The sequence below is a fragment of the Acidovorax sp. KPB24-03 genome (assembly GCF_057546605.1).
In genome coordinates, this window is the sequence record NZ_BAAJYR010000053.1 from 1 (window position 1) to 20,126 (window position 20,126).

A 20,126-nucleotide genomic window follows, 5' to 3' on the forward strand; every position below is an offset into this window, starting at 1 on the left:
CGCCCCGTTGCCGGGGCCCGCTTCGCGGTGAGCCCGGGCTTCACCCCAGCGGTCGGCCGCGCCTGCCGCGACCTGGGGCTGCCGTTGCTGCCCGGCGTGGCAACGGGCAGCGAGATCATGCTGGCGCAGGAAGAGGGCTTCAACGCGCTGAAGTTCTTTCCCGCCGTTCAGGCCGGTGGCCTGGCCATGCTCAAGGCGTGGCAGGGGCCGTTCAGCGATGTGGTCTTCTGCCCCACGGGCGGGATCCAGCCGGGCAATGCGGCGGAGTTTCTGGCGCTGGGGAATGTGGCCTGCGTCGGCGGGTCGTGGCTGGTGCCAGGGGATGCGCTGGCGCAGGGGGATTGGGCGAGGGTGACCGAATTGGCACGGGGGGCCGTGGCGCTGCGCGCGAAGGTTTGAGGCGAATGGGCTGCTGGCGCTGATGGGTGAGTGCTGGCCGCTGTGCCAAACACAGTCGGTGGTTTGCGGTTGTTTTTGATCGCCTTGGCACCCCCTTTATCTGGCAAACAATTGCTACTACCACTACAGCGACCGGCCGGGAGCTAGCAATTGCCACGGCTTCTGACTAACTGGTTTAGGCTGGTCTCCGACGCTCAGCGAAGCCAATCAGACGGCGGCTGTACGCCCAAAGCAGTCGCTCGCAACGGCGTCTGGAGAGGCCGCTCAGCGATTGCCGGCAATCGATTCCTCGAGTTCGACGCCCAAAAACCGACGTTCAACCTGAAAACCGGCCGCCTCCAGTCAAGAGTTAAATCACATCGGCAGTCTAGACACCTTGGTAGCCCTGCTCGATTAGTCGAATCCCCTCGTCGTAGTGCTGGTCAATATAGTGCTGCTTGCGAACCATTTGTCCATACTCGTCCCTCGGTTTATCACGTGGACTGCCTCGGAAGGAGAGCCAGTTGAAGCTCGTGGTCACTGAAAAATCGGTGTCGCACACGAGCATCTTCCGGTGGGTGTTGCCGATGTAGACAAACTTGAAATTTGGGTAGTGCTTCGCCAGGGCGTCTAATGCTCGTTTTGCCTGCTCGGTGATTGCTGGCTTAACGCCGGCGGCCGCGGGCGCTGCAGGTTGTCCCTGACGGTCTCCCTCATCGATGCCGTATCCGATGTGCACCTTCACCCGACGACGGAGCGCTGCTTCAAGGTCCACAAGGAAGAATCGATCTACGACCTGATGCCGAATCCATGGCGAGATGATCAGCAACCTCGATTTGGCGTTCTTGAGGGCATCCCGTAGGACCTGTGGATGCTGGTGGCAAAGCAGCGATTGCAGCGTACTGCCCACGGAGTCCTCAAGCTCGGCAGGGACGGTAGGTTGGCCCGCAACTCTCGTTGCCACCCGCGTCTCCCGTGCGGTCTGCATGACCGACTCTGGCCGGTTGCTCGCGGACTCGGCAAGTAGCCGTGCGCCGACTCGCTCAGGACCGCCAATCTCGCGGAAGGCCTGTTCGTGCGGCAGGGACGCCCCATCCTCTCTCCAGAAGCCAACATCTATAATCGCTGGCTCTGCTGTCCTTCGGTAGAACAACATCAGACATTCGAGATAGCGCAACTCACGACGGTCGATGCTTTGGATGGCGATGAGTTCTTGCTTGAGAGCCAGAGCCGGCTTATTTCGCTCAAGGATGGCGTCGAAGAACTCTAGAGAGATATCTGTCGGCCGAAGCTCGCGAGCATTTACGCCTGGGACTTCAAAGCGCCCCTGCTCAGTCATGTCTCGAGGCTTTGTGAGTTGCTCCGAACTTATATTGACGACCTTGCGAGTCAGCGCATCCCAGCAAATCTGAACTGTTCGCTCGACCGGTAGAACAGAGCAGGCCTCAGCGACCGCGATTCGCCCCGGTGCGGTCAGCTTGACCATGGCATCGGTGCTGCCAATGGGCCGGCTGTACTGCAGATATTCTTTCTTCCCCAGTTCTGCCAGCACCGGCATGAGAGAGCGCTCAGGCAAGCCGAGGAAGCGATAGATCTCGTGGGGCTGGGTGAGGCCTGCTCGCACAGCGCGAAGCACGGCGGTCTCTACTGGCGGCAGCGCGCGAACCTCTTTGACAAGCACGCGCACATTGAGGACGTAGATAGGTAGCCCCGCTTCCTTGAAGCACGTGAGCTGCAGGCCAGGACGACTCTCAGCCGCCTCGTTCAACATCGTCTGGAGCGTCACGGTTTCAACTCCTGAATTTGACAGTCATCGGGATTTCGTCGCATGTGCTCAATGACGTCCTTGAGCGGATTCAAGTCGCCCTTCACAGTCTGGCAGTAGTAATGGTCGCCGACGATGCCGAGTAGCTCTCTGCCTCGGGAGAGCGCAACGTTGATGCGCTCCATCTCCTTTAAGAAACCGAGGCTATCTACCTCGGAGCGGGTGACGGAGAACAGGACCACGTCAGCCTCTCGGCCTTGGAAGGCGTCTACTACGTTGACGTAGATGTCGCTGAAACTCTTCCACTCGTGTCGTCTCGATTGAACGCTTTGATCGAGACGCTGTCGCTGCTCGCCATAGCCCGTCAGTAACGCGACGCTGACTCTCTTTGCAGGAAATTTACCGTTCCTTATTTTGAAGTCTAGTAAGCCAAGTTGCTTCAGGATCTCCTCGACCTCAACATCGTTGTAGTGCGATGTTCCTATTTTTTGCGAGCGGTGCCTTGGCAGCCGTGACGTTGAGAACCACATGACAGGTTTTGGCCAAGCGCTCATCAAATGCTCGGCCGGCGCTCGTTCTACGCTTTTCAGCTGGCCGTTGTAGAAGCACTCGGAGACAAGATTTCCGAGTGCCGGCAACATCCGATGCTGGGTCGTCAGCGTCTTTCGCAGGTCTAGGGGAAGTCCCTCGGTCAGTCGCTGGAACAGCGTTAGTTTTTTGGTCTGCCGGGACCAGCCCAAACTTTTCGAGGAGGCCTGCGTTGCCCAGCTCGCGATCCTGAAATGGCGAAAGTTGCTTGTTGTCTCCCACGAGCACTGTCCGATGTGAGCGAGACATCGGCACGAGTACCTCCGTCGGTGTGGCAATCGATGCCTCATCGACGATGCATAGATCGTACGTCAGGTCGTGCTTGCCAGGGACGCTGGCCACGCCAAGGCATGTGCCGGCCACCACCTGAGCGGAGGCCACCACGGCGGCTTTGAACTCGACGCTGCGTCCAAACTCCGCTGACCAATCGGCGTGAATATGCAGCAGGTCCTTGAGTTGAGCCCCTCCCGGCGAGCGGTCGTTGTACTCATCGACCCAGATCCGCAACTCTTCAAGCGGACATTGGGTGAACTCGGCGAAGTCTTCCTTGGACACATATTTCGCAAGTTCGCCCCGGGCCTTGGTCGCGCTCCTATCAAGCTCATCCTGCTCGGCGGTCAAGCCGGTGAGCTCGTCCTTCATCTGCCGCAGGAACTCGGGCAGCAGTGGCTTTACCTTCTGCTCTTCAAGCAGCTTCGCAATTGCTTGGATACGCGATGTGACCTGCTCCAGGCGTGTCTTCAAGCTGCAAAGTTTGTCTAACGCCATAGAACGGTGGACTTGCTCCAGGGGGATGCCCAGCGCGGTGGCACGGTCTTCCAAAAACAATGCACCTGAGGCCAGAGCCCGCTTGCGGAGTACAGGCAGCTGCTCGTCGAGCAGTAGCTCGCGCGTGCTTTGGGCGATGCGGTCATCCTCTCGTTGGCCAATCCTAATGGCTTCGACTTTTCCGCCCGATTGCGAGACGATTCGCTCTAGGGAGTTGTCAAGCGCCACGTGCGTTTGCGATGTCAGCAGTACCCGCGCGTTCGGCTCGCGGCGCAGCGTTTGGAGAACGAGTTCAGTGATGAAAGTGGTCTTGCCTGTGCCAGGAGGACCCTCCACGACCAGCAGATCAGGTCCTGCGTACGCAGCAAGCACTGCTGCCTTCTTGTCGTCGTCAATCTTCGTCTGGATGAAATCGATGTCCTGGGACGGAGGCACGGACACCTTCTCCGGACTCGCAATCAGCTTCCCAAGCTCCGGATTCACAGACCGGCCGAATCTGACGGCCTCCACGGCCGCCCGCTGACGGTCTAATGCCATATCTGTGCGAGTTGAGTCAGTCTCGACACGGCCTGAATCGGGCAGGGCGGTAAGGCTGAGTCTGTTTCGGTCGCTTGGCCGGATCAGCAGGGTGTTTCCGTGCGCTCGCACAACGAGGCCCTGGAAAACGTCCCTTAAACCCGAATCTATAGAGACCTGTTGGTCCAGTAGCACGTTGGCTGTCTGATTGGGCGAGAGGGTCAGCTTCAGGAACTCTTGGAACTCTTCCTTCTTTTCGTACAAGAGGTGCGTTTGCCGCTGCTTTTCCATTGCAGCCTTCGCAGACAGCAGGTCCAGCCATGTGTAGAACAGCTTGCGTTCGCGCTCCTCCAATTGTTGGTGTTTGCGCTTCTCATGTGCCTCGGCGAGTACCTCGCGCATTGCTGCCAACGAAGCGGTTGATGCCGCTGGGGCAGTGCCGGTGATGTCGAATCGGACGCCCAGCTCAAACGCTTGCTTGGTACGTCGCTCGAGCTCCGATGCTGAGTAATCTCGAGCGCTCACGAGAGCCAGCTTGCTGCCGAACTCATCAGGTCGCGCGATGTAGCCATACTTGTCCCCGTAGAGATACATGCTCCAGCCTGGCCGCGCCGGATCTTCAGGCATTTGCTCGCCGACTGCCTGGGCAAGATCTGCGGTCACAAATCGGTCAGCATCAGAATTGTTGATGGCCATGTCGTGCTCAAGCGTCGCGCGGACCTTGTTCGTTAGAACGAAGAGCGCTACCGGCTTCGTTGGCAACGCCTGCGGAGCGGCCTGTGCGAGCTCTGCAATCAACACGGCAGCCATAGCTAGCCGATCGGCAGGACTGTCTGTCGAGAGGCATCGCCGTAGCAGTTGCCGTACGCCAGGAGGAACGTCTACCTCTTCCACGACGCGCTGGACGTCCGCTGCAGTCTTCACTGGCATTGCACTAAGCAAACTTAGGCTCAGAACGGCGAAGCCGAAGACATCGCGGCTGTAGCTGTAGCTGCCGTCATCTGGTTCGGGCGGGGAGAACGGCTCGGATGCGAACTGGGCAAGCGTGACGCCAGGCGCAAGATAGTTCCGGATTTTCGAAATACCGAAGTCGCAGAGGCGGACCTGGCCCTCGGGCGTCAGCAGTACATTGCTTGGTTTGACGTCCCGGTGTGCCACACCGCGGGAGTGGGCGAAGGACAGAGCCTCCAGCACAGGAAGACCAATTGTTTGGTAGTAGCTATCCCAGTCGGGAAATGCAGACTGGGAGGAGGGCGTTTCCAGATACCTCGTTTTGAGATCTTGGTCGACCCAGTCCATCACTAAGTAGTGCACTTCCTCGTCGTCGTCACGCCCAGAGTCTAGGATGCGGATGATTCCAGGGTGCTTCAGCTCCGATAGCGCCTGGACCTCTCGGCGGAACGATTCCTCGACGATGTCGTCCGGCTCACCCGTGACGCGGAAAACCTTTACAGCGACAGTTTCGCCAGTCTCCGTGTCTGATGCTTGGTAAACCTGTGCCAAGCCGCCGCTACGAGGCTTGCCGCGTGTCACGTACCTGCCATCGGCAAGGATTAGCTTCGGCACCTTCAACGTGCTAGCTTTCACTACCGCATCTGAACTCTGCATAAACCTCATTCCTCCCTGATGCGGCACTTTATAGGCATACCGCTGCAGGCGATTCTGACAGTGCTGGGGGAGGTCTGCATAAATCACATCACGATGTGCTCGGCATTAATTTGAAGCCTTGAGACGATACGGTGCATGAAACAGCACTGACTTGGCTTGGGAAAGACGACCATCAGGACCGAGCGGGCTCATGGATCAACAACGTTCGCAAGTAAGCATGTCCGCGTTTGCTGGTACCGAGCAGAGAAGCAACAGGCTTGGGCTGCACTGCGTATCAATGAGGTTCGGGTATCTGCTCGTTCATGTGTTTATTGTGCAGACAGTAAGCTGGCGGCGATTTGATACCAATTCGCAACGGGGCTCTAGTGGTTCTTTAGCCTACAACCACCTCTTGCACCTCTGTGTCTAACGTCTGCTTTTGGCCCCGATTCCGGCCCTGAACGAGCGGCTGCTCCTGGCCCCACAGCGGCCTGTAGGCATCATCGGTCCAAGGTCTGCAACCGCTGCACAGCCGACACCCACACGTCAAAGCTGAAAAGCGGTAGTGGGCCTAACCCCTCGTACTGCTCGAGACCGCTCCCCGCGTGAATCCCATTTCAACGCACGCGCAAATGCTCCGCCAAGTGGCCCAACAAACTATCCACCTTCGGCAGCAGCCGCTTGCTGCGCGGCCACACGATGTGCAGCGGTAATCCCTCCAGATCGTAGTCCGGCAGGATCGGCACCAACTGCCCTGCACGCAGTGCGTCCCCTGCCAGCCAGGTCGCCAGTTGCGCGACCCCCAGGCCCGCCACCACGGCGTTGAGCTGTGCCTCTCCGTCGCCCACGACGATGCGGCTGTCCACCACGCGCCGCTCGGTCGGGCCGGCTCCATGGGAAATGAGCCAGGGGCTGGCCGTGCCGTCCGCGCGGCCGTAGGTGATCGCGTCGTGCGAGGACAGCAGGTCTTCCAGCGTGGCGGGCACGCCCTTGCGCTCCAGATAGGCGAGTGAGGCGCAGAAGATCAGGCGCTCCTTGCCGAGGAACCGGTGCCCCAGGTTGGCGGGCCAGGTGTCGGCGCCGCCGATGCGCACGGCGACGTCGATGCCGTCATCCACCACGTCCACGAAGCGGTCGGTGAACGAGACGTGCAATTGCACCGCGGGGTGATCCGCCGCAAAGGCCATGAGCCAGGCCATGACCTGGCGGCGACCGAAGGTGGCGGGCACGTCCACGCGCAGGCGGCCGGATGGCTCGGCGGTGTCGGATGCCAGCACGCGTTCGGCCGATTCGATGTCTTCCAGCACGCGCAGGCAAACCCGGTGGAAGGCGGTGCCAGCGTCGGTCAACTGCAGCTTGCGGGTGGTGCGCTCGAACAGCCGGGTGCTCAGCCGCGCCTCCAGCCGCGCGATGGATTTTCCGACGGCGGAACCGGTGAGGTTCAGCCGGTCTGCCGCGGCCGCGAAGCTGCCGGCGGCGGCGACGGCGACAAACACGTCGATGCCTTTGAGGCGTTCCGAGCTGTTCACGATGGCGGGGCCCTCCGATGGTCGATTGCAGAATTTTTCTCCATTGAATCAGGAAAAAGCATCCAACAGAAGAAACCCTGGATTGAATAAGCTGGTGGATCAGCAAGAAGAAGGCGTTGCCCATCCCCATTTCCCATTCCCCATCCCATCCGTATGCCCACGCTCGCCACAGAACCCCTCACCACCGAACCCACCGGCACGAAAGCCGGGGCATCGTCCATCGTCGTCCTGGCGGTGTCCGCGTTCGTGATCGTGACCACCGAATTCCTGATGGTGGGGTTGCTGCCGGCATTGGCCCGGGACCTGGGCGTGTCCGTTTCCACGGCCGGCCAGTTGGTGACGCTCTTTGCCGTGGTGGTGATGCTGTGCGGGCCGGCGCTGACGGCATGGCTGGGCCATATCGAGCGCAAGCGCCTGTTCGTAGCGGTGCTGGTGCTTTTTGCCGTGTCGAATGCCGTCGCGGCGATGGCGCCCAATCTCTGGGTTTTGGCGATCGCGCGCATCGTGCCGGCCCTGGCCTTGCCCGTGTTCTGGGGCACGGCCAGCGAGACCGCCGCGCAACTGGCCGGGCCGCAGCGGGCGGGCAGGGCGGTGTCGACGGTCTACCTGGGCATCTCGGGCGCCATGCTGTTCGGCATTCCGCTGGGCACCCTGGCCGGCGATGCGGTGGGGTGGCGCGCTGCCTTCTGGATCCTGGCGGCCCTGTCGCTGGCGGTGGCCGCGCTGCTGCAGATGGCCATGCCCCGCATGAAAGCCGGCCAGCGCGTGGGCTTGGCGGCGCAGGCACGCCTGCTGCGCCATCCGGCGTTCATTGCCAATGCGGTGCTGTCCGTGGTGGTGTTCACCGCGATGTTCACCGGCTATACCTACCTGGCCGAGTTGCTGGAGCAGGTGGCGCAGGTGCCGTCATCGCAGGTGGGCTGGTGGCTGATGGGCTTTGGCGCGGTGGGTTTGATCGGCAACTGGCTGGGCGGCCTGTGGGTGGATCGCAGGCCCCTGGCGGCGACGGCCGCGTTCAGCGCGATGCTGGCGGTGGGCATGGTGGCGGTCATGTGGTTGGCGCGGCAACCCATTGGGTTGGTCGCCGCGCTGGCGGTCTGGGGCGTGGCCAACACGGCGCTCTATCCGATCTGCCAATTGCGGGTGATGAAGTCGGCGCCGGATGCGCAGGCGCTGGCCGGGACGGTCAACGTGTCGGCGGCCAATGGCGGGATCGCGCTGGGCGCCATGCTGGGGGGCGCCAGCATTTCGCTCTGGGGTGTGGGCAGCGTGGCGCTGGCTGGCGCGGTGGTGGCCCTGGTGGCCGTGGCGGCGTGCCCGTGGGTGGCACGGTGGGCCCGCAAGGGACAGGCCTAGCCGCTGGAGCCCAAGGCCAAGCCTGCCCGCGTGGACGGGCAGGCAGGGGCCGATGGGCCAGGAAAGCGGATCAGGCCGCCCGCCCGGCCGGTCATTTCCCGATCCAGGTCAAATCGGTGCCCAGCGCATGTTTCACTAGGGCATTACGCTATCAAAAATATAGCAACCAGTCCGCCGTCAGCGCAAACCGGTTCCCGCGCCCACGTCGTTCTTGCGTTCGATCAGCTCGATCTTGTAGCCATCGGGGTCGGTGACGAATGCGATCACCGTCGTGCCGCCCTTGACCGGCCCCGCCTCGCGCGTGACGTTGCCGCCGGCGGCCTTGATCTTTTCGCAGGCCGCATAGGCGTCCGGCACGCCCAGGGCGATGTGGCCGTAGGCCGTGCCCAGGTCGTAGCTTTCGGTGCCCCAGTTGTAGGTCAGCTCGATCTCGGCCTGGCCGGGGTTGCCGCCGTCGAAGCCCAGAAAGGCCAGCGAGTATTTGTACTCGGGGTTTTCGGACTGGCGCAGCAGTTGCATGCCCAGGACGTTGGTGTAGAAATCAATCGAGCGCTGGAGGTTGCCAACGCGCAGCATCGTGTGGAGGAATCTCATGCCCGCGATTGTGCCGGCAACTCGAAGACCAGGCACGTCGTCGTGGCGTGGGCGTAGAGCGTGCCGTCCGGTCCCACCAGCCGGGCGTCGGCGGTGGCCAGCTGGCGGCCGCAGTGGATCACGCGGCCTTCGGCGCGCACACGCGGCACCTTGGGCGTGAGGGCCTTGACGATGTTCACGCTCAGCTCGGCCGTGGTGTAGCCGCGCCCCACCGGCATGCGGGTATGCACCGCGCAGCCCAGGGCCGAATCGAGCAGGGTGGCGAACCAGCCGCCATGCACCGTGCCCATGGGGTTGAGGTGGGCCGTGCGGGGCGTGCCCTGGAAGACGGCCGCGCCTTGGCCCACTTCGATGAGCGAGAAGTCCAGCGTCTGCGCGATGGGCGGGTAGGGCAGTTGGCCGGCCAGCATGGACTGCATGACCTCCAGCCCGGTCTTGCCGGCAATCTGCGCCGGTGTCGCAACGCCGGCCCCGGGGCCGGCGCTCATGCGCTCCATCACGGCCTGTTCCTGCGCAAGCCACTGCGCCAAGGTGTCTTCGTTCGCCATGGGCATCTCCTTGATTGCATCTGCAATTGTTGTAGCTACAATCATATGCCATGGATGCCCCCACCAAACCCCGAGGCTGTACGAACCTCAAACTGCGCCAGGTCACCCGCCTGGTCACGCAGCACTACGACACCGAGGTCGGCAAGACCGGGCTGAAGACCACGCAGTATTCGCTGCTCTCGCACATCCAGAGCCTGGGCCCCGTGCGCCCGGGCGATCTGGCGCGCGCCATGCGCATGGATGCGTCCACGCTCACCCGCAATCTGCGGCCGCTGCAGGACGCGGGCTGGGTGGCGGTGGCGGCGGGAGACGACGCCCGCAGCCGCAGCGTGCAGCTCACCGAATCGGGCCGTGCCAAGCGCCAGGAGGCCCAGCGCCATTGGCGCATTGCGCAGGAGGCGCTGAACGAGCGCTTGGGCGTGGCGCACGTGGCCGCCCTGCACGCGCTGCTCGACGACACGGTGCGCTTGCTGGATGCCGGCGCGGCCGCTGACCCGCCGCCCTGAGCGGCTTCGCCCGAACGACACCCCCGGTTCCCCCAATCCACGCTTTCTCCGCAAAAAGGCTCGCCCATGCTGTCTCGATCCGCCGCACGCTGGCTGCAGCGCCATGGCATCCACTACGGCTGGCTCGTGGCCGGCATCACCTTCCTGACCATGCTGACGATGTCGGCGGCACTGGGCCTGCCGGGCGCGATGCTGCAGCCGCTGTCCAAGGAGTTCGGCTGGACGACAGACCAGATCTCCACCGCGCTGGCACTGCGCTTTGCGCTGTTCGGGCTGATGGGGCCATTCGCCGCCGTGCTGATGGAGCGCTGGGGCCTGCGGGCGGTGATGTGCCTGGGACTGGCCCTGGTCGGCACCGGCATGGCACTGGTCACGCTGGCCAGCCAGCTGTGGCAATTGTTCGTTCTGTGGAGCCTGCTGCTGGGCCTGGGCACCGGCCTGACGGCGCTGGTACTGGGCGCGGTGGTGGCCAACCGCTGGTTCGTCGCACGGCGCGGCCTGGTCGTCGGGCTGCTGACGGCCAGCGCGGCGACGGGGCAGCTGGCGTTCCTGCCGTTCGCGGCCTGGATGATCGAGCACTGGGGCTGGCGCTCCGCCATCGCGCCGATTTTCGTGGCCTGTGCGGTGGTGGGCGCTCTGGCGCTGGCCTTCGTGCGTAACCGGCCGTCGGACGTGGGCCTGGCCGCCTATGGCGACACCGCGCCCGCCGCCGCAACGCCGCCGCCGCCCGCCATGGCGATGAACTTCGCCACGCCGTTCAGGGCGCTGGCCGAGGCATCGCGCAGCGGCACATTCTGGATCCTGTTCGCCACTTTCTTCATCTGCGGCTTGTCCACCAACGGGCTGCTGCAGACCCACTTCATCTCGCTGTGCGCGGACAACGGCATGGGCGCCGTGCCCGCCGCGTCGGTACTGGCGATGATGGGCGCGTTCGATTTCGTGGGCACGGTCCTGTCGGGCTGGCTGTCCGACCGGTACGACAACCGCAAGCTGCTGTTCTGGTACTACGGCTTGCGTGGCCTGTCGCTGTTCTGGCTGCCGCATTCCGAGTTCACGTTCTACGGACTGGGCCTGTTCGCCATGTTCTACGGGCTGGACTGGATCGCCACCGTGCCACCCACCGTCAAGCTGGCCGGCGCCACGTTCGGCCCGCAAAAGGTCGGACTCGTCTTCGGGTGGATTTTCGCGGCCCACCAGATCGGCGCGGCCGTGGCGGCCTGGGGCGCGGGCCTCACGCGCACGCTGCTGCTGACCTACACCCCGGCGCTCTACGCGGCGGGTGCGGCCTGCCTGCTGGCGGCCGGCCTGGTGCTGCTGATCCAGCGGCCGGCCCGGCCCGCGAAAGCCGTGGCACAGCCCGCCTGACCGGAGTCGCCATGTCTTCCACCGCCACATCCGCCTCTGCCCTGGCTTCGGCTTCTTCGGCGTCAGAGCCGCCCCAGCTGGATCCCCGCACCCGCCGCATGCTGGAGGCGCCGCTGGCGCCATTGCTGTTGCGCATGGCGGCGCCGAACGTACTGATCATGGTGGCGCAGGCTTCGGCGGGCCTGATCGAAACGTGGTTCATCGGCCGCCTTGGTACTGATGCGCTGGCTGGCATGGCGCTGGTCTTTCCCATCGTCATGCTGATGCAGATGACGTCTGCCGGCGCCATGGGCGGTGCCATCGCGTCCGCCATCGCCCGCGCTTTGGGCCGCCGCGATCTTGCGCAGGCTGAATCGCTGGCGTGGGCCGGGCTGGTGATTGCCATCGCCTTCGGCTTTTTGTTCACGGTGGTGCTGTGGTGGGGTGGGGCGGCGCTTTACCGTTCGATGGGCGGGGAGGGCGCGTCGCTGGAGGCAGCGCTCACCTATTCGCACACAGTGTTTGCCGGCGCGGTGCTGGTGTGGCTGTTCAACGCATTGTCGGCGGTGGTGCGCGGAACGGGAAACATGGCGCTGCCAGCCAAAATCACGACCGCCGGCACGGTGCTGCTCGTGCCGCTGTCGCCAGTCCTGATCTTCGGCTGGGGGCCGATTCCCGGCCTGGGCATTGCCGGGGGCGCGCTGGCGCTGGTGTTGTATTACCTGGGCGGAACGCTGGCGCTGTGCGCGTATCTGCGTTCGCGTCACAGCTTGCTGCGGCTGTCTCGCCAAGGGCTTCAATGGCGCTGCGCCTTGTTCGGCAGCATCTTGCGGGTTGGGCTTGCAGGCGCCGTATCGACGCTTGCCACCAATCTCACCATTGGCATCGCCACGGGACTGGTCGGGCATTTCGGGCCGGCCGCCATTGCAGGCTATGGCACGGCATCGCGGCTGGAATACATCCTCGTCCCCTTGGTGTTCGGACTGGGGGCGCCACTGGTCACACTGGTCGGCACATGCCTGGGCGCTGGCGACCGCGCCCGCGCGCTGCGCGCGACCTGGATCGGCGCAGCCGTCGCGTTTGTACTGACCGAGGGCATCGGCGTGACCGCCGCGCTGTTTCCCCATGCGTGGCTTGGCCTGTTCGGTTCCGATCCCGCGATGCTGGAAGCCGGCGCCCAATATTTGCGGATCGTAGGACCGGTCTACGGCTTTTTCGGACTGGGACTGGCGCTGTACTTTGCCTCACAAGGCGCCGGACGGCTGGCTTGGCCGGTGGGCGGAAACGTTGCGCGGTTGATGGTCGCTGGCATCGGCGGCTGGTGGGCGATGGAATCCGGCGGAACGCTGATCCAAGTGTTCATGGCCCAGGCGGTAGCGCTGGTGGTGTATGGGTCGATGAATGCAATGGCCATCGCGGGCGGCGCCTGGTTCGGCCGCGTGGGTTGGCCCAAGCTACATATGGCGGCCAAGACAGGATCGTCAGGCTGACGCGAGACAGGAATGGGTCGATGAAAACTCTCAGCACTGATCCATCACTAGATACGATGTATATTCTCAAGCACCTCTTTTGAGGGCGATTAATAATCTGTAATGATTATTAATTGAGATTTAATTGATTTTTCGGATTCATCCGCTGAATCAGGTACATAACCTGATTCAGCGAGGATTCCATGCTCACACTCACCGTCGTCGCCACCAAGGGCGGCGTAGGCAAAACCACCCTCTCAGCCAACCTGGGAGGGCTGCTCGCCGATCTCGGCTACCGCGTCCTTCTGGTCGATGCGGACGTTCAGCCATCGCTCACCCGGTATTTCAAGTTGTCCCATGTGGCCGATAACGGCCTGACCAGCATGGTAATGGGCGGCATTTTGTCCGCCGACTGCGTGAGCCATATCGAATTGCCTCCGGAGGATTTTCCGGGAGACCATTCTCGCTTGAATGTGCAGGGTGGTTTCATGCACCTGGTCGCCTCCGATACACGCGACGGACGGCTGCAGGACTGGCTGTCCAACCGCCTTGATCGCCTCGTGCGAATCCGCATGTCGCTCGCCAGCGCCGACGTGCAGCGCGACTATGACGTGGTGATCATCGACACGCAAGGTGCGGTGGGCCATCTGCAGGATGCCGCTGTCAACGCAGCCGACATCCTGATCGCCCCCGCCTCGCCCGACATCGTGTCGGCGCGCGAATTCGTGGACGGCACGCTCAAACTCATGGAGCGCCTGGAGTCTTCGGTGAACATGGGGTTCACCGTTCCGGCCATGAAGGCCATCATCAACCGCGTGGAGCGCACCGTGGATTCGGACGCCATGTCGGGCCTCATCCGAAACCAGTTCCTGGAGATGCGCGGGCGCGTGTCCGTCCTCTCCACCACCGTGCCCAGCACGGTCGCCTACAAGAAAGCAGCGACGGCACAAGTGCCCGTGCACTGGATCGACCCCGTCAAGGCGGGCGACGTGATGCATGCGCTGCTTTGGGAATTGATCCCCTCACTCGTCAACAAGTACGCCCCGAACCACCGGGGCGAGATCGTGCAGGCCATCCGGCCAGCACATGAGTCTCCGGCCGAGCCGGAGCCCAAGGAGGTAGCCGGCCCTGCCGGCAGCACGGCATCAGCGTGAGAAGGACGGTGGTGAAACCCCATGCCTTCGCACACCCCCGAAACGCTGACGGCGGCGCAGCGGGCCGAGCGCCTGCGCCTGAGCGATCATGATGCCGGCCCCTCCACACAACAGGACGCCACCATGAGCACCGAAACCAAGCCTGCCCCTACCGCCCCCGCCAAAGCCGCGGCCAAGCCGGACAGGAACGAGAAATACCGCGAGCAGGCGAGGGCGGCGCTCGCGCTGCCGCCCTTGCGCAACGCCACCGAGGGCCTGGACCCGAGGTCCGACATGGACATGTCGTTCTCGCTGCTGTCCGTGGACGACGTGGAGCCTTACGAGCACAACCCGCGCACGCAGCCAAACCCGCTGTACGACGAGATCAAGGCGAGCATCCAGGCCGATGGCATCACCAATGCGATCACGGTGACCCGCAGGCCGGGCCAGGAACGCTACACGACCTACGGCGGCGGCAACACGCGCCTGATGATCGCCAAGGAATTGTTCAAGGCCGGCGATCAGCGCTTCGCACGGCTGCACGTCATCGTCAAGGCCTGGGCAGGCCATGCCCGCACGATCGCTGCGCACCTGGCCGAGAACAAGATGCGCGGCGACATCTCGTTCTGGGAGAACGCGCAAGGCGTGAACACCTTCAAGGCCGAGCTGGAGAAGGAGCGGGGCAAGCCGCTGACGGCCAACGAACTCAATGCCGAGTTGAAAAACATGGGCCTGAATTTCGGCATCCGAGTCCTGCAGAACTTCGCTTTTGCGGTGGATTTCCTCTCGCCCATCGGACCTTGGCTGCGCGCGACAGAAGTCAATACGGTGATTCGGCCCCTGGTCGGAGCCCTGCACCAACTCGGCGATCGGCTGGACCGGCGCGTGGATGTACAGCAAGCCATCCAGGCGGCGCTGCATCGCCACGCCAACTCGATAGCGGCGCAAGTTGCGGCGAAGACCGCTCAACAGCAGCAAGCAGGCAGCGAGGAGAAGGTGACACCGCCCACGCTGGACGTTCCGTTGTTGGTGCAGGACTTGCACGACACCGTGGCTGCGGTGCTCAAAGTGAATGCGCAAGCGGTCCCCGCGATGATCTCGGCCCTGGAGAGCAATGCCCGTATCTCTGCCGAGACGCTGCGGCAGGTCAAGGTCGCACCGCCTGCGGCCGCGCCGGCGGCACTACCGCACCAACCGCCGCTGGCCGGCATGCTGGCCCCCGTCCCTGCGGCCCGGGCACCAGCGCCCATCTCGGCGCCGGCTCGACCCGCTGCACAGCCCTCCGCGCCCGCCCATGCCCCCGATCTGCCGGCTCCGCTCCCCGATTCGTCCCTGCTGATGGCCGAATCCCCGAATGCCAACCTGCAGGGCCTGGTGCTGGAGCACCTGAGCAATCTCAACGACGTCGTGCCGTTGCACGACATCCTGTGCCACGCCCAAAGCATGCCCTTCGGCTACCTGGCCGATCTGCCCGAGCAGGATATCGCCCATGCCAGTGGGCAAGCCCTGCCCGAGGCGCAGGTGGTGCTGCGCGCCGCGCTCTGGAAGGTGCTTGCCGCCCTGTCGGGCCAGTACGACCGGCGCGTCACCGCAACGATCACCGACGTGAACGCATCGCGCTGGACGCAGGCCGTGGCCAAGGGTCCCCAGGGCTTCGAGGAAGCGTGCCTGGAGGCCGCGACCGTGCAGGTGCAGTCCCTCGATGGTCAGCCAGCCATCGCGCTGCCGGACCTCTACCAGGTCCTGGCCGCGCCCGACGTGGGCTTCTCGCTCACCCGGCTCATGGCCGTGATGGAGCGCATCCGGCTCAACCATCCCGAGCGATTCCTGCCCGGGTGGGAGCCGCTCTTTTGATGCACCCGGCCTGACACGTCAGGCTTGGATTCCCACGCGGCACAGCAAGAAATCAAAGCAAAAGGAGAGGTCACATGCCCGCCACGTTCGTCCACCGCGACGGCACCGAATTCATCGCCGAGGGCCTCGCCCACGGCATTCCCATCGATCCCCGGATGCCCGCGGGGTTTGACGACACGCCCAACGATACGCGTCCGCCCTCGCATGGCAAGTGGTGGTACTTGCCTTTCATCCGCACCGAGACCATCGAAGCGATGGATGCGTTCTACGCCCAGCGAACGGACGAATACGCCGCCGCGGGCCGGGAACACTGGCGCGAGAACCGCGCAAAGTGGCTCGCCGCCTGGCCCTCGGGCACCCGTTACGACGTGCGGTGCCTGGATGGCGGCGCATGGGACCGCTCCACCAATTGGGGATCGTTTCCGACGCTGGAACAGGCCGTGGAGTGCGCCCTGAACCGGGGTGCGGCCATGAATCGCATCGCCTGTGCGATGCCGGATGCGGTCACCGCCGGAGGAACGCTCTGATGGCGGTCGAATTCTTCCTCATCGATGCGCCGCACACGGTGCCCGCCGAGCATGCGGCTTGGCAAGAAGCTCTGGCAAGGTGGCGCATCGCCGCCGATCGTGTCTTCCAGTGCGAGAGCTGGGACCACTCGCAATTCGAGCGCCTGAACCAGGTTGCCGTGGACGCCAAGCACGAGGCCGATCGCCTGGAGCAGATCGCGCGCATGGCCTGGCGCAACGCGCCGCTTGGCGCACCGCCGGTGAAATCGCGCCCGGAAGGGAGCCTGTAGCCCATGCTCGCCATCACCAATCCCATGCTCAAGCGCATGCTGCTGGAGCATCTCGTGGAACACATGGACCAGGGTGGCTTCGATGCCTTGTTGACCGCGGGCTTCACGCCCGAGTTCCTGGACAGTCTGCGCCACCGGCCCGCGCGCGACCTGATCAACATCGCGCAGACCGAGCTGGACATCCGCGTCGCGCTGCCGCAGCGCGCGATCGCCGCCTGCCTGCAGCGCCTGGACTGGCAGCGCCGGGACGCGCATCTGCGCGAATACTTCATCCGCCACGGCGCCTCGCGCCAGATGGTCTGCCAGTTCTTCAAGTTAACGGCTGATGAATTCCGCGATCTGCGGGAGCTGCTGGTCCCCGATGGCGTGCCCAGCGGCCGGCCCTCGATGCCCAGCGAGCGGCTGCGCGACGAGATCCACCGGGTCTGGCACGAGATGGAGCGCTCGGGCGAGCACCCCACGCTGCGCGAGCGCATCTACGCGCTGCACCAGCGCTTTCCGGACCTGCGCATCCAGGCCCTGCACGCCACCGTGACCGAGTTCGACGAGGCCGTGGCCACGTCCAGCAGCAACTTCGGCTCTCTCTGAAAGGACATCTCCCATGGGCGCGAACAAAGTCACCCACCTCTCCAACCGGCATGAGCGGCGCGCGCGCCGGGCAACCAGCTCGGCAGTGGACGTGGCGATCGCGCCCACGGACCCCCCATCCATGGAACAGACATCCATGCAGGGCCTGACGCCCAGCCCGACCGCGGCCAACGACCTGCACGGTGCGCTGCTCGGCCAGGCGGTCCTGCTCGACTGGCTCGGGCAGGCACCCATCTCGTTTCACCGGGCCTACGTGGACATCGCCGGTGGCGTGGTGCCGGCGCTTTGGCTGTCCAGCGCCATGGCGCGCATGGTCCATGCGCCTCGGGAGAGCTTCCAGGGCGACACCTTCGTGTTCGCCATGTCGGCTCAGGAATGCGAGCAGGAAACCGGCATCAGCCGCGGACAGCAGGAAACCTGCCGCCGCCAGCTGATCGCAGCCGGCCTGGTCTCGGAGCAGTCCGGCCAGCGCAAGCCCATCGTCTACTCCCTGCACCTGGATGCCATCGCCCGGGCCCTGATCGAGCAGGCCGAGCCGCTCGCGCAGATGCTCCACTTCTTGCAGCCGCAGGATGCGGCAATGGAGTCTGGCTTCCCAGCGCTCCCCACAGTGCGGCAGATCGCCAAGTGATCACAGGCCTTCGGCGGATCGAATCCGCCCCAGAGCAGCCCTCGTTCCACGGCTCTGTAGCGCCGGACGAGGCGTTGCGCCTGCTCGCGGCCCAGGGGTTCATCCAGTTCCACCCGGCCCTGGCCGAGCGGCTGGACAACTTCAAGGCGGCGGTATTCCTGGGGCACGCCCTGTATTGGACACGGCATCTGGCCAAGACCGGCGCGCACCGCGGTGGATGGTTCTTCCTCACCGCCAAGCAGTGGCAGCAGGCCACCGGCCTGACGACGCGCGAGCAGACGACGGTGCGCGAACTGCTGGTGCGCGAGCAACTGCTCTCCGAGCATCTGGCGGGCAAGCCTGGACGGCTGCACTTCAAGGTCAACCTGCAACGACTGGCCGCGTGGGCCAACCTGCCGCAGGAGCAGGTCGTTTCCAAACCTGGCTCACCGCTGGGCTGGGAGGCGCTCGCCCCCTGGTTCGGCCAGTGCGTGAGTTTCTACCGGCCGCTGTCCGATCTCACGGGCAGCGTGGCCGGTGGCCTGTACCTGTCCTATCTTCTGCAGCAGCAGCGCCGCGCGCTGGTGGCCCGGGCGTCATGCCGCGGACCCCAGGGCGACGGGTACTTCCGCGTCTCCCAAGAGGACATCCGCATCGCCCTGTGCCTTGGCCCCAAGACACAGCGCAATGCGCGCGATCGGCTCAAGCGCGCCGGTCTCGTCCATGAATACTCCACCACGGTCCGGCTCAACCTGGGCGCGATCATGGCCTGCCTGCAGGGCCAGGAGCAAAAGCTGCTGCCCTCCCGGGGCAGGAAGCCGCAGCAGGCCATGCATCTCGTGCCGGCTCCGGCCACGGTCCCGTCCGTGCCGAAGCCCACGTCGATCGCGCCGATCGCTCAAGCGATGCGCCAGGTGCCGGAGATCCCCACCGGGCCATTGCGGCGCTGGCTGGCCTCGCCCGGCCAGCCCGCGGCAAAGCAGCTCCCGCTGTTCGGTCCCATGGTGGCAAGCCCAGTGCCCGGTGCGATCGGAACGCAGTCCGAGGGCCGCGCGGCCAGCAGCGCGCCAGTCTCCCAGGTCATGAGCATGTTCGCTCCCCGCGCGCCCAGCCCGTTGATGAGCCAACGCGCACAGAATTCTGCGGGACAGAACGCGGTCCCATCCGCGTCCGCTCCACGTTCGGACACGCCCGAGTGTCAATCGTTTGCCCTTTTGTCGAAACTTGAATCGACAAATGCCGAAACGTCGAAACTTGAATGCCCAAACGTCGAAACTAAATTGCCGTTTTGTCGAAACCATATAAATAGGGTATTCAATAAACCTCCAACTCCTCTTACGCGCGACCCTGGGCAGCCTTGCCCTGTGGACAACTCGGCGGTACAGCAGGACGCAGAGTGTGGTCGTGGTCGGAACGTTGATCCTTCCCCGGACAGCCGCGAAGAGACCGCTGCGCCAGCACCAGTGCAGCAGGAACCCGTTGTCCAACAGCGAGAGGCATCGGGGCCACCGGGAAGTCTTGCCGACCAGCCAGTCCACCAGCCGGCACCCGAGCCGACCCATCAAGGCGATTCGCTGTTCATGCCCGACCGGCTGGAGTCGGAATGGCACGTAGGGGTGAACAAGGTCATGGCCACTGCGCCGCAGGCCATTCGGCAGCAGCTGCTGGACGAGTTGCAAGGGCATCTGGCCGGCAACAAGGCGATCCACAACCCACCCGCTTGGCTGCACGCCCTGGTGCGGCACCACGAAAAGGGCACGCTGGTGCTGACCATGGCCGATCGGGTCGCCGCTCGACGCGAGGTCGAGCGCGAGCGTGCGGCAAAGCAGGAAGCCCGTTCGGCCAGGGAATGCACCGAGGCGCAACAGGCTGCCGCGTCCGAGCCGCACCGCAATGACTCGGACACCGCGCTGTCCGCACGGGCCAAGCTGGACAAGCTGCGCCAGGAGCTTCGGCAGAAGGCTGGAACGACCGGCATCCGGCGGGGAAAGGCTGGGTCACGATGATCCGTTGCAGCCGACTTCAGCACGGGGCAGGGGCACGTCGTGCCCACGTGGAGCGTTTTTGCACCAAACGGCACGTCGTGCCACGTCGGAGCGTTTTGCACCAAACGGCACCGTCGTCGCCACGTGGAGCCGTTTTGCACCAAACGGCACCGTCGTGCCACGTGGAGCGTTTTGCACCAAACGGCACCGTC

The 20,126-nt window shown here is 64.3% G+C and carries 17 protein-coding genes and 1 pseudogene; 12 read left to right on the forward strand and 6 right to left on the reverse strand.

The annotated features are described in order from the left end of the window. On the forward strand, positions 1-399 hold a 399-nt coding region (eda, locus tag AC27KI_RS09130; RefSeq protein WP_487113517.1), incomplete at its 5' end, for a bifunctional 4-hydroxy-2-oxoglutarate aldolase/2-dehydro-3-deoxy-phosphogluconate aldolase. Positions 400-766: 367 nt separating this feature from the next. Here the strand turns inward: eda and AC27KI_RS09135 are convergent. The 4 genes and pseudogenes from AC27KI_RS09135 to AC27KI_RS09150 all read right to left on the reverse strand — a co-directional run bounded on the left by AC27KI_RS09135 (position 767) and on the right by AC27KI_RS09150 (position 7,131). Beyond that, positions 767-2,164: a phospholipase D-like domain-containing protein gene (locus AC27KI_RS09135; RefSeq protein ID WP_487088589.1), complete on the reverse strand. Its 1,398-nt coding sequence runs from the start codon at positions 2,162-2,164 to the stop codon at positions 767-769. Continuing rightward, positions 2,161-3,021 (reverse strand): AAA domain-containing protein, encoded by an 861-nt coding sequence (locus tag AC27KI_RS09140; protein ID WP_487113541.1) that lies wholly within the window; start codon positions 3,019-3,021, stop codon positions 2,161-2,163. The genes AC27KI_RS09135 and AC27KI_RS09140 overlap by 4 nt, the downstream gene beginning before the upstream one ends. After that, positions 2,936-5,632, reverse strand: a pseudogene (locus AC27KI_RS09145) (AAA domain-containing protein); the annotation flags it as partial. The pseudogene AC27KI_RS09145 and the gene AC27KI_RS09140, both read right to left, overlap by 86 nt. A gap of 587 nt (positions 5,633-6,219) precedes the next feature. Further along, entirely contained in the window at positions 6,220-7,131 is a 912-nt protein-coding gene (locus tag AC27KI_RS09150) for a LysR substrate-binding domain-containing protein (protein WP_487088587.1), read from the reverse strand. Positions 7,132-7,284: 153 nt separating this feature from the next. Here AC27KI_RS09150 and AC27KI_RS09155 point away from each other — a divergent pair, with 153 nt between their 5' ends. Further along, positions 7,285-8,487: an MFS transporter gene (locus AC27KI_RS09155; protein WP_487113519.1), complete on the forward strand. Its 1,203-nt coding sequence runs from the start codon at positions 7,285-7,287 to the stop codon at positions 8,485-8,487. Positions 8,488-8,664: 177 nt separating this feature from the next. Here the strand turns inward: AC27KI_RS09155 and gloA are convergent, their stop codons facing one another. Then, positions 8,665-9,081: a lactoylglutathione lyase gene (gene gloA, locus AC27KI_RS09160; RefSeq protein ID WP_284402030.1), complete on the reverse strand. Its 417-nt coding sequence runs from the start codon at positions 9,079-9,081 to the stop codon at positions 8,665-8,667. Further along, the gene (locus tag AC27KI_RS09165) at positions 9,078-9,629 is read right to left on the reverse strand and encodes a PaaI family thioesterase (RefSeq protein WP_487113521.1); all 552 of its coding nucleotides are present in this window, start codon (positions 9,627-9,629) and stop codon (positions 9,078-9,080) included. Before AC27KI_RS09165 ends, gloA begins: the two co-directional genes overlap by 4 nt. Positions 9,630-9,679: 50 nt before the next feature. On the opposite strand from AC27KI_RS09165, the gene AC27KI_RS09170 reads away from it, so the two are divergent. The 10 genes from AC27KI_RS09170 to AC27KI_RS09215 all read left to right on the forward strand — a co-directional run bounded on the left by AC27KI_RS09170 (position 9,680) and on the right by AC27KI_RS09215 (position 19,935). Continuing rightward, a complete protein-coding gene (locus AC27KI_RS09170; protein WP_487113523.1) occupies positions 9,680-10,135 on the forward strand; it encodes a MarR family winged helix-turn-helix transcriptional regulator in 456 nt (151 codons plus the stop codon). Positions 10,136-10,201: 66 nt separating this feature from the next. After that, positions 10,202-11,500, forward strand: a complete 1,299-nt coding sequence (locus AC27KI_RS09175; protein ID WP_487113525.1) for an MFS transporter — start codon at positions 10,202-10,204, stop codon at positions 11,498-11,500. 98 nt (positions 11,501-11,598) lie between these two features. Further along, positions 11,599-12,969, forward strand: a complete 1,371-nt coding sequence (locus AC27KI_RS09180; protein WP_487088591.1) for an MATE family efflux transporter — start codon at positions 11,599-11,601, stop codon at positions 12,967-12,969. Positions 12,970-13,151: 182 nt separating this feature from the next. After that, positions 13,152-14,102, forward strand: a complete 951-nt coding sequence (locus tag AC27KI_RS09185) for a ParA family protein (RefSeq protein ID WP_487113527.1) — start codon at positions 13,152-13,154, stop codon at positions 14,100-14,102. Between the two features lie 21 nt (positions 14,103-14,123). Next, complete coding sequence (locus AC27KI_RS09190) at positions 14,124-15,935, forward strand: ParB family protein (protein ID WP_487113529.1); 1,812 nt, start codon at positions 14,124-14,126, stop codon at positions 15,933-15,935. A gap of 74 nt (positions 15,936-16,009) precedes the next feature. Next, positions 16,010-16,462 carry a hypothetical protein gene (locus AC27KI_RS09195; protein WP_487113531.1) on the forward strand — a complete coding sequence of 151 codons (453 nt, stop codon included), beginning with the start codon at positions 16,010-16,012 and terminating at the stop codon, positions 16,460-16,462. Then, on the forward strand, positions 16,462-16,731 hold the full coding sequence (locus tag AC27KI_RS09200) for a hypothetical protein (protein ID WP_487113533.1): 270 nt from the start codon (positions 16,462-16,464) through the stop codon (positions 16,729-16,731). Before AC27KI_RS09195 ends, AC27KI_RS09200 begins: the two co-directional genes overlap by 1 nt. A 3-nt stretch (positions 16,732-16,734) precedes the next feature. Further along, positions 16,735-17,319, forward strand: coding sequence for an STY4526/YPO1902 family pathogenicity island replication protein (locus AC27KI_RS09205; protein ID WP_487113535.1), 585 nt, complete (start codon positions 16,735-16,737; stop codon positions 17,317-17,319). 13 nt (positions 17,320-17,332) lie between these two features. Further along, positions 17,333-17,950, forward strand: a complete 618-nt coding sequence (locus AC27KI_RS09210) for a hypothetical protein (RefSeq protein ID WP_487113537.1) — start codon at positions 17,333-17,335, stop codon at positions 17,948-17,950. Then, positions 17,947-19,935, forward strand: a complete 1,989-nt coding sequence (locus AC27KI_RS09215) for a hypothetical protein (protein ID WP_487113539.1) — start codon at positions 17,947-17,949, stop codon at positions 19,933-19,935. The genes AC27KI_RS09210 and AC27KI_RS09215 overlap by 4 nt, the downstream gene beginning before the upstream one ends. Positions 19,936-20,126: the final 191 nt, after the last annotated feature.

Bases quoted from the DNA above. Each gene is read 5' to 3' on its own strand.
- AC27KI_RS09140 (WP_487113541.1), bottom strand. From the start codon at position 3,021: ATGAGGCATCGATTGCCACACCGACGGAGGTACTCGTGCCGATGTCTC.
- AC27KI_RS09155 (WP_487113519.1), top strand. From the start codon at position 7,285: ATGCCCACGCTCGCCACAGAACCCCTCACCACCGAACCCACCGGCACG.
- gloA (WP_284402030.1), bottom strand. From the start codon at position 9,081: ATGAGATTCCTCCACACGATGCTGCGCGTTGGCAACCTCCAGCGCTCG.
- AC27KI_RS09165 (WP_487113521.1), bottom strand. From the start codon at position 9,629: ATGGCGAACGAAGACACCTTGGCGCAGTGGCTTGCGCAGGAACAGGCC.
- AC27KI_RS09170 (WP_487113523.1), top strand. From the start codon at position 9,680: ATGGATGCCCCCACCAAACCCCGAGGCTGTACGAACCTCAAACTGCGC.
- AC27KI_RS09175 (WP_487113525.1), top strand. From the start codon at position 10,202: ATGCTGTCTCGATCCGCCGCACGCTGGCTGCAGCGCCATGGCATCCAC.
- AC27KI_RS09180 (WP_487088591.1), top strand. From the start codon at position 11,599: ATGCTGGAGGCGCCGCTGGCGCCATTGCTGTTGCGCATGGCGGCGCCG.
- AC27KI_RS09185 (WP_487113527.1), top strand. From the start codon at position 13,152: ATGCTCACACTCACCGTCGTCGCCACCAAGGGCGGCGTAGGCAAAACC.
- AC27KI_RS09190 (WP_487113529.1), top strand. From the start codon at position 14,124: ATGCCTTCGCACACCCCCGAAACGCTGACGGCGGCGCAGCGGGCCGAG.
- AC27KI_RS09195 (WP_487113531.1), top strand. From the start codon at position 16,010: ATGCCCGCCACGTTCGTCCACCGCGACGGCACCGAATTCATCGCCGAG.
- AC27KI_RS09200 (WP_487113533.1), top strand. From the start codon at position 16,462: ATGGCGGTCGAATTCTTCCTCATCGATGCGCCGCACACGGTGCCCGCC.
- AC27KI_RS09205 (WP_487113535.1), top strand. From the start codon at position 16,735: ATGCTCGCCATCACCAATCCCATGCTCAAGCGCATGCTGCTGGAGCAT.
- AC27KI_RS09210 (WP_487113537.1), top strand. From the start codon at position 17,333: ATGGGCGCGAACAAAGTCACCCACCTCTCCAACCGGCATGAGCGGCGC.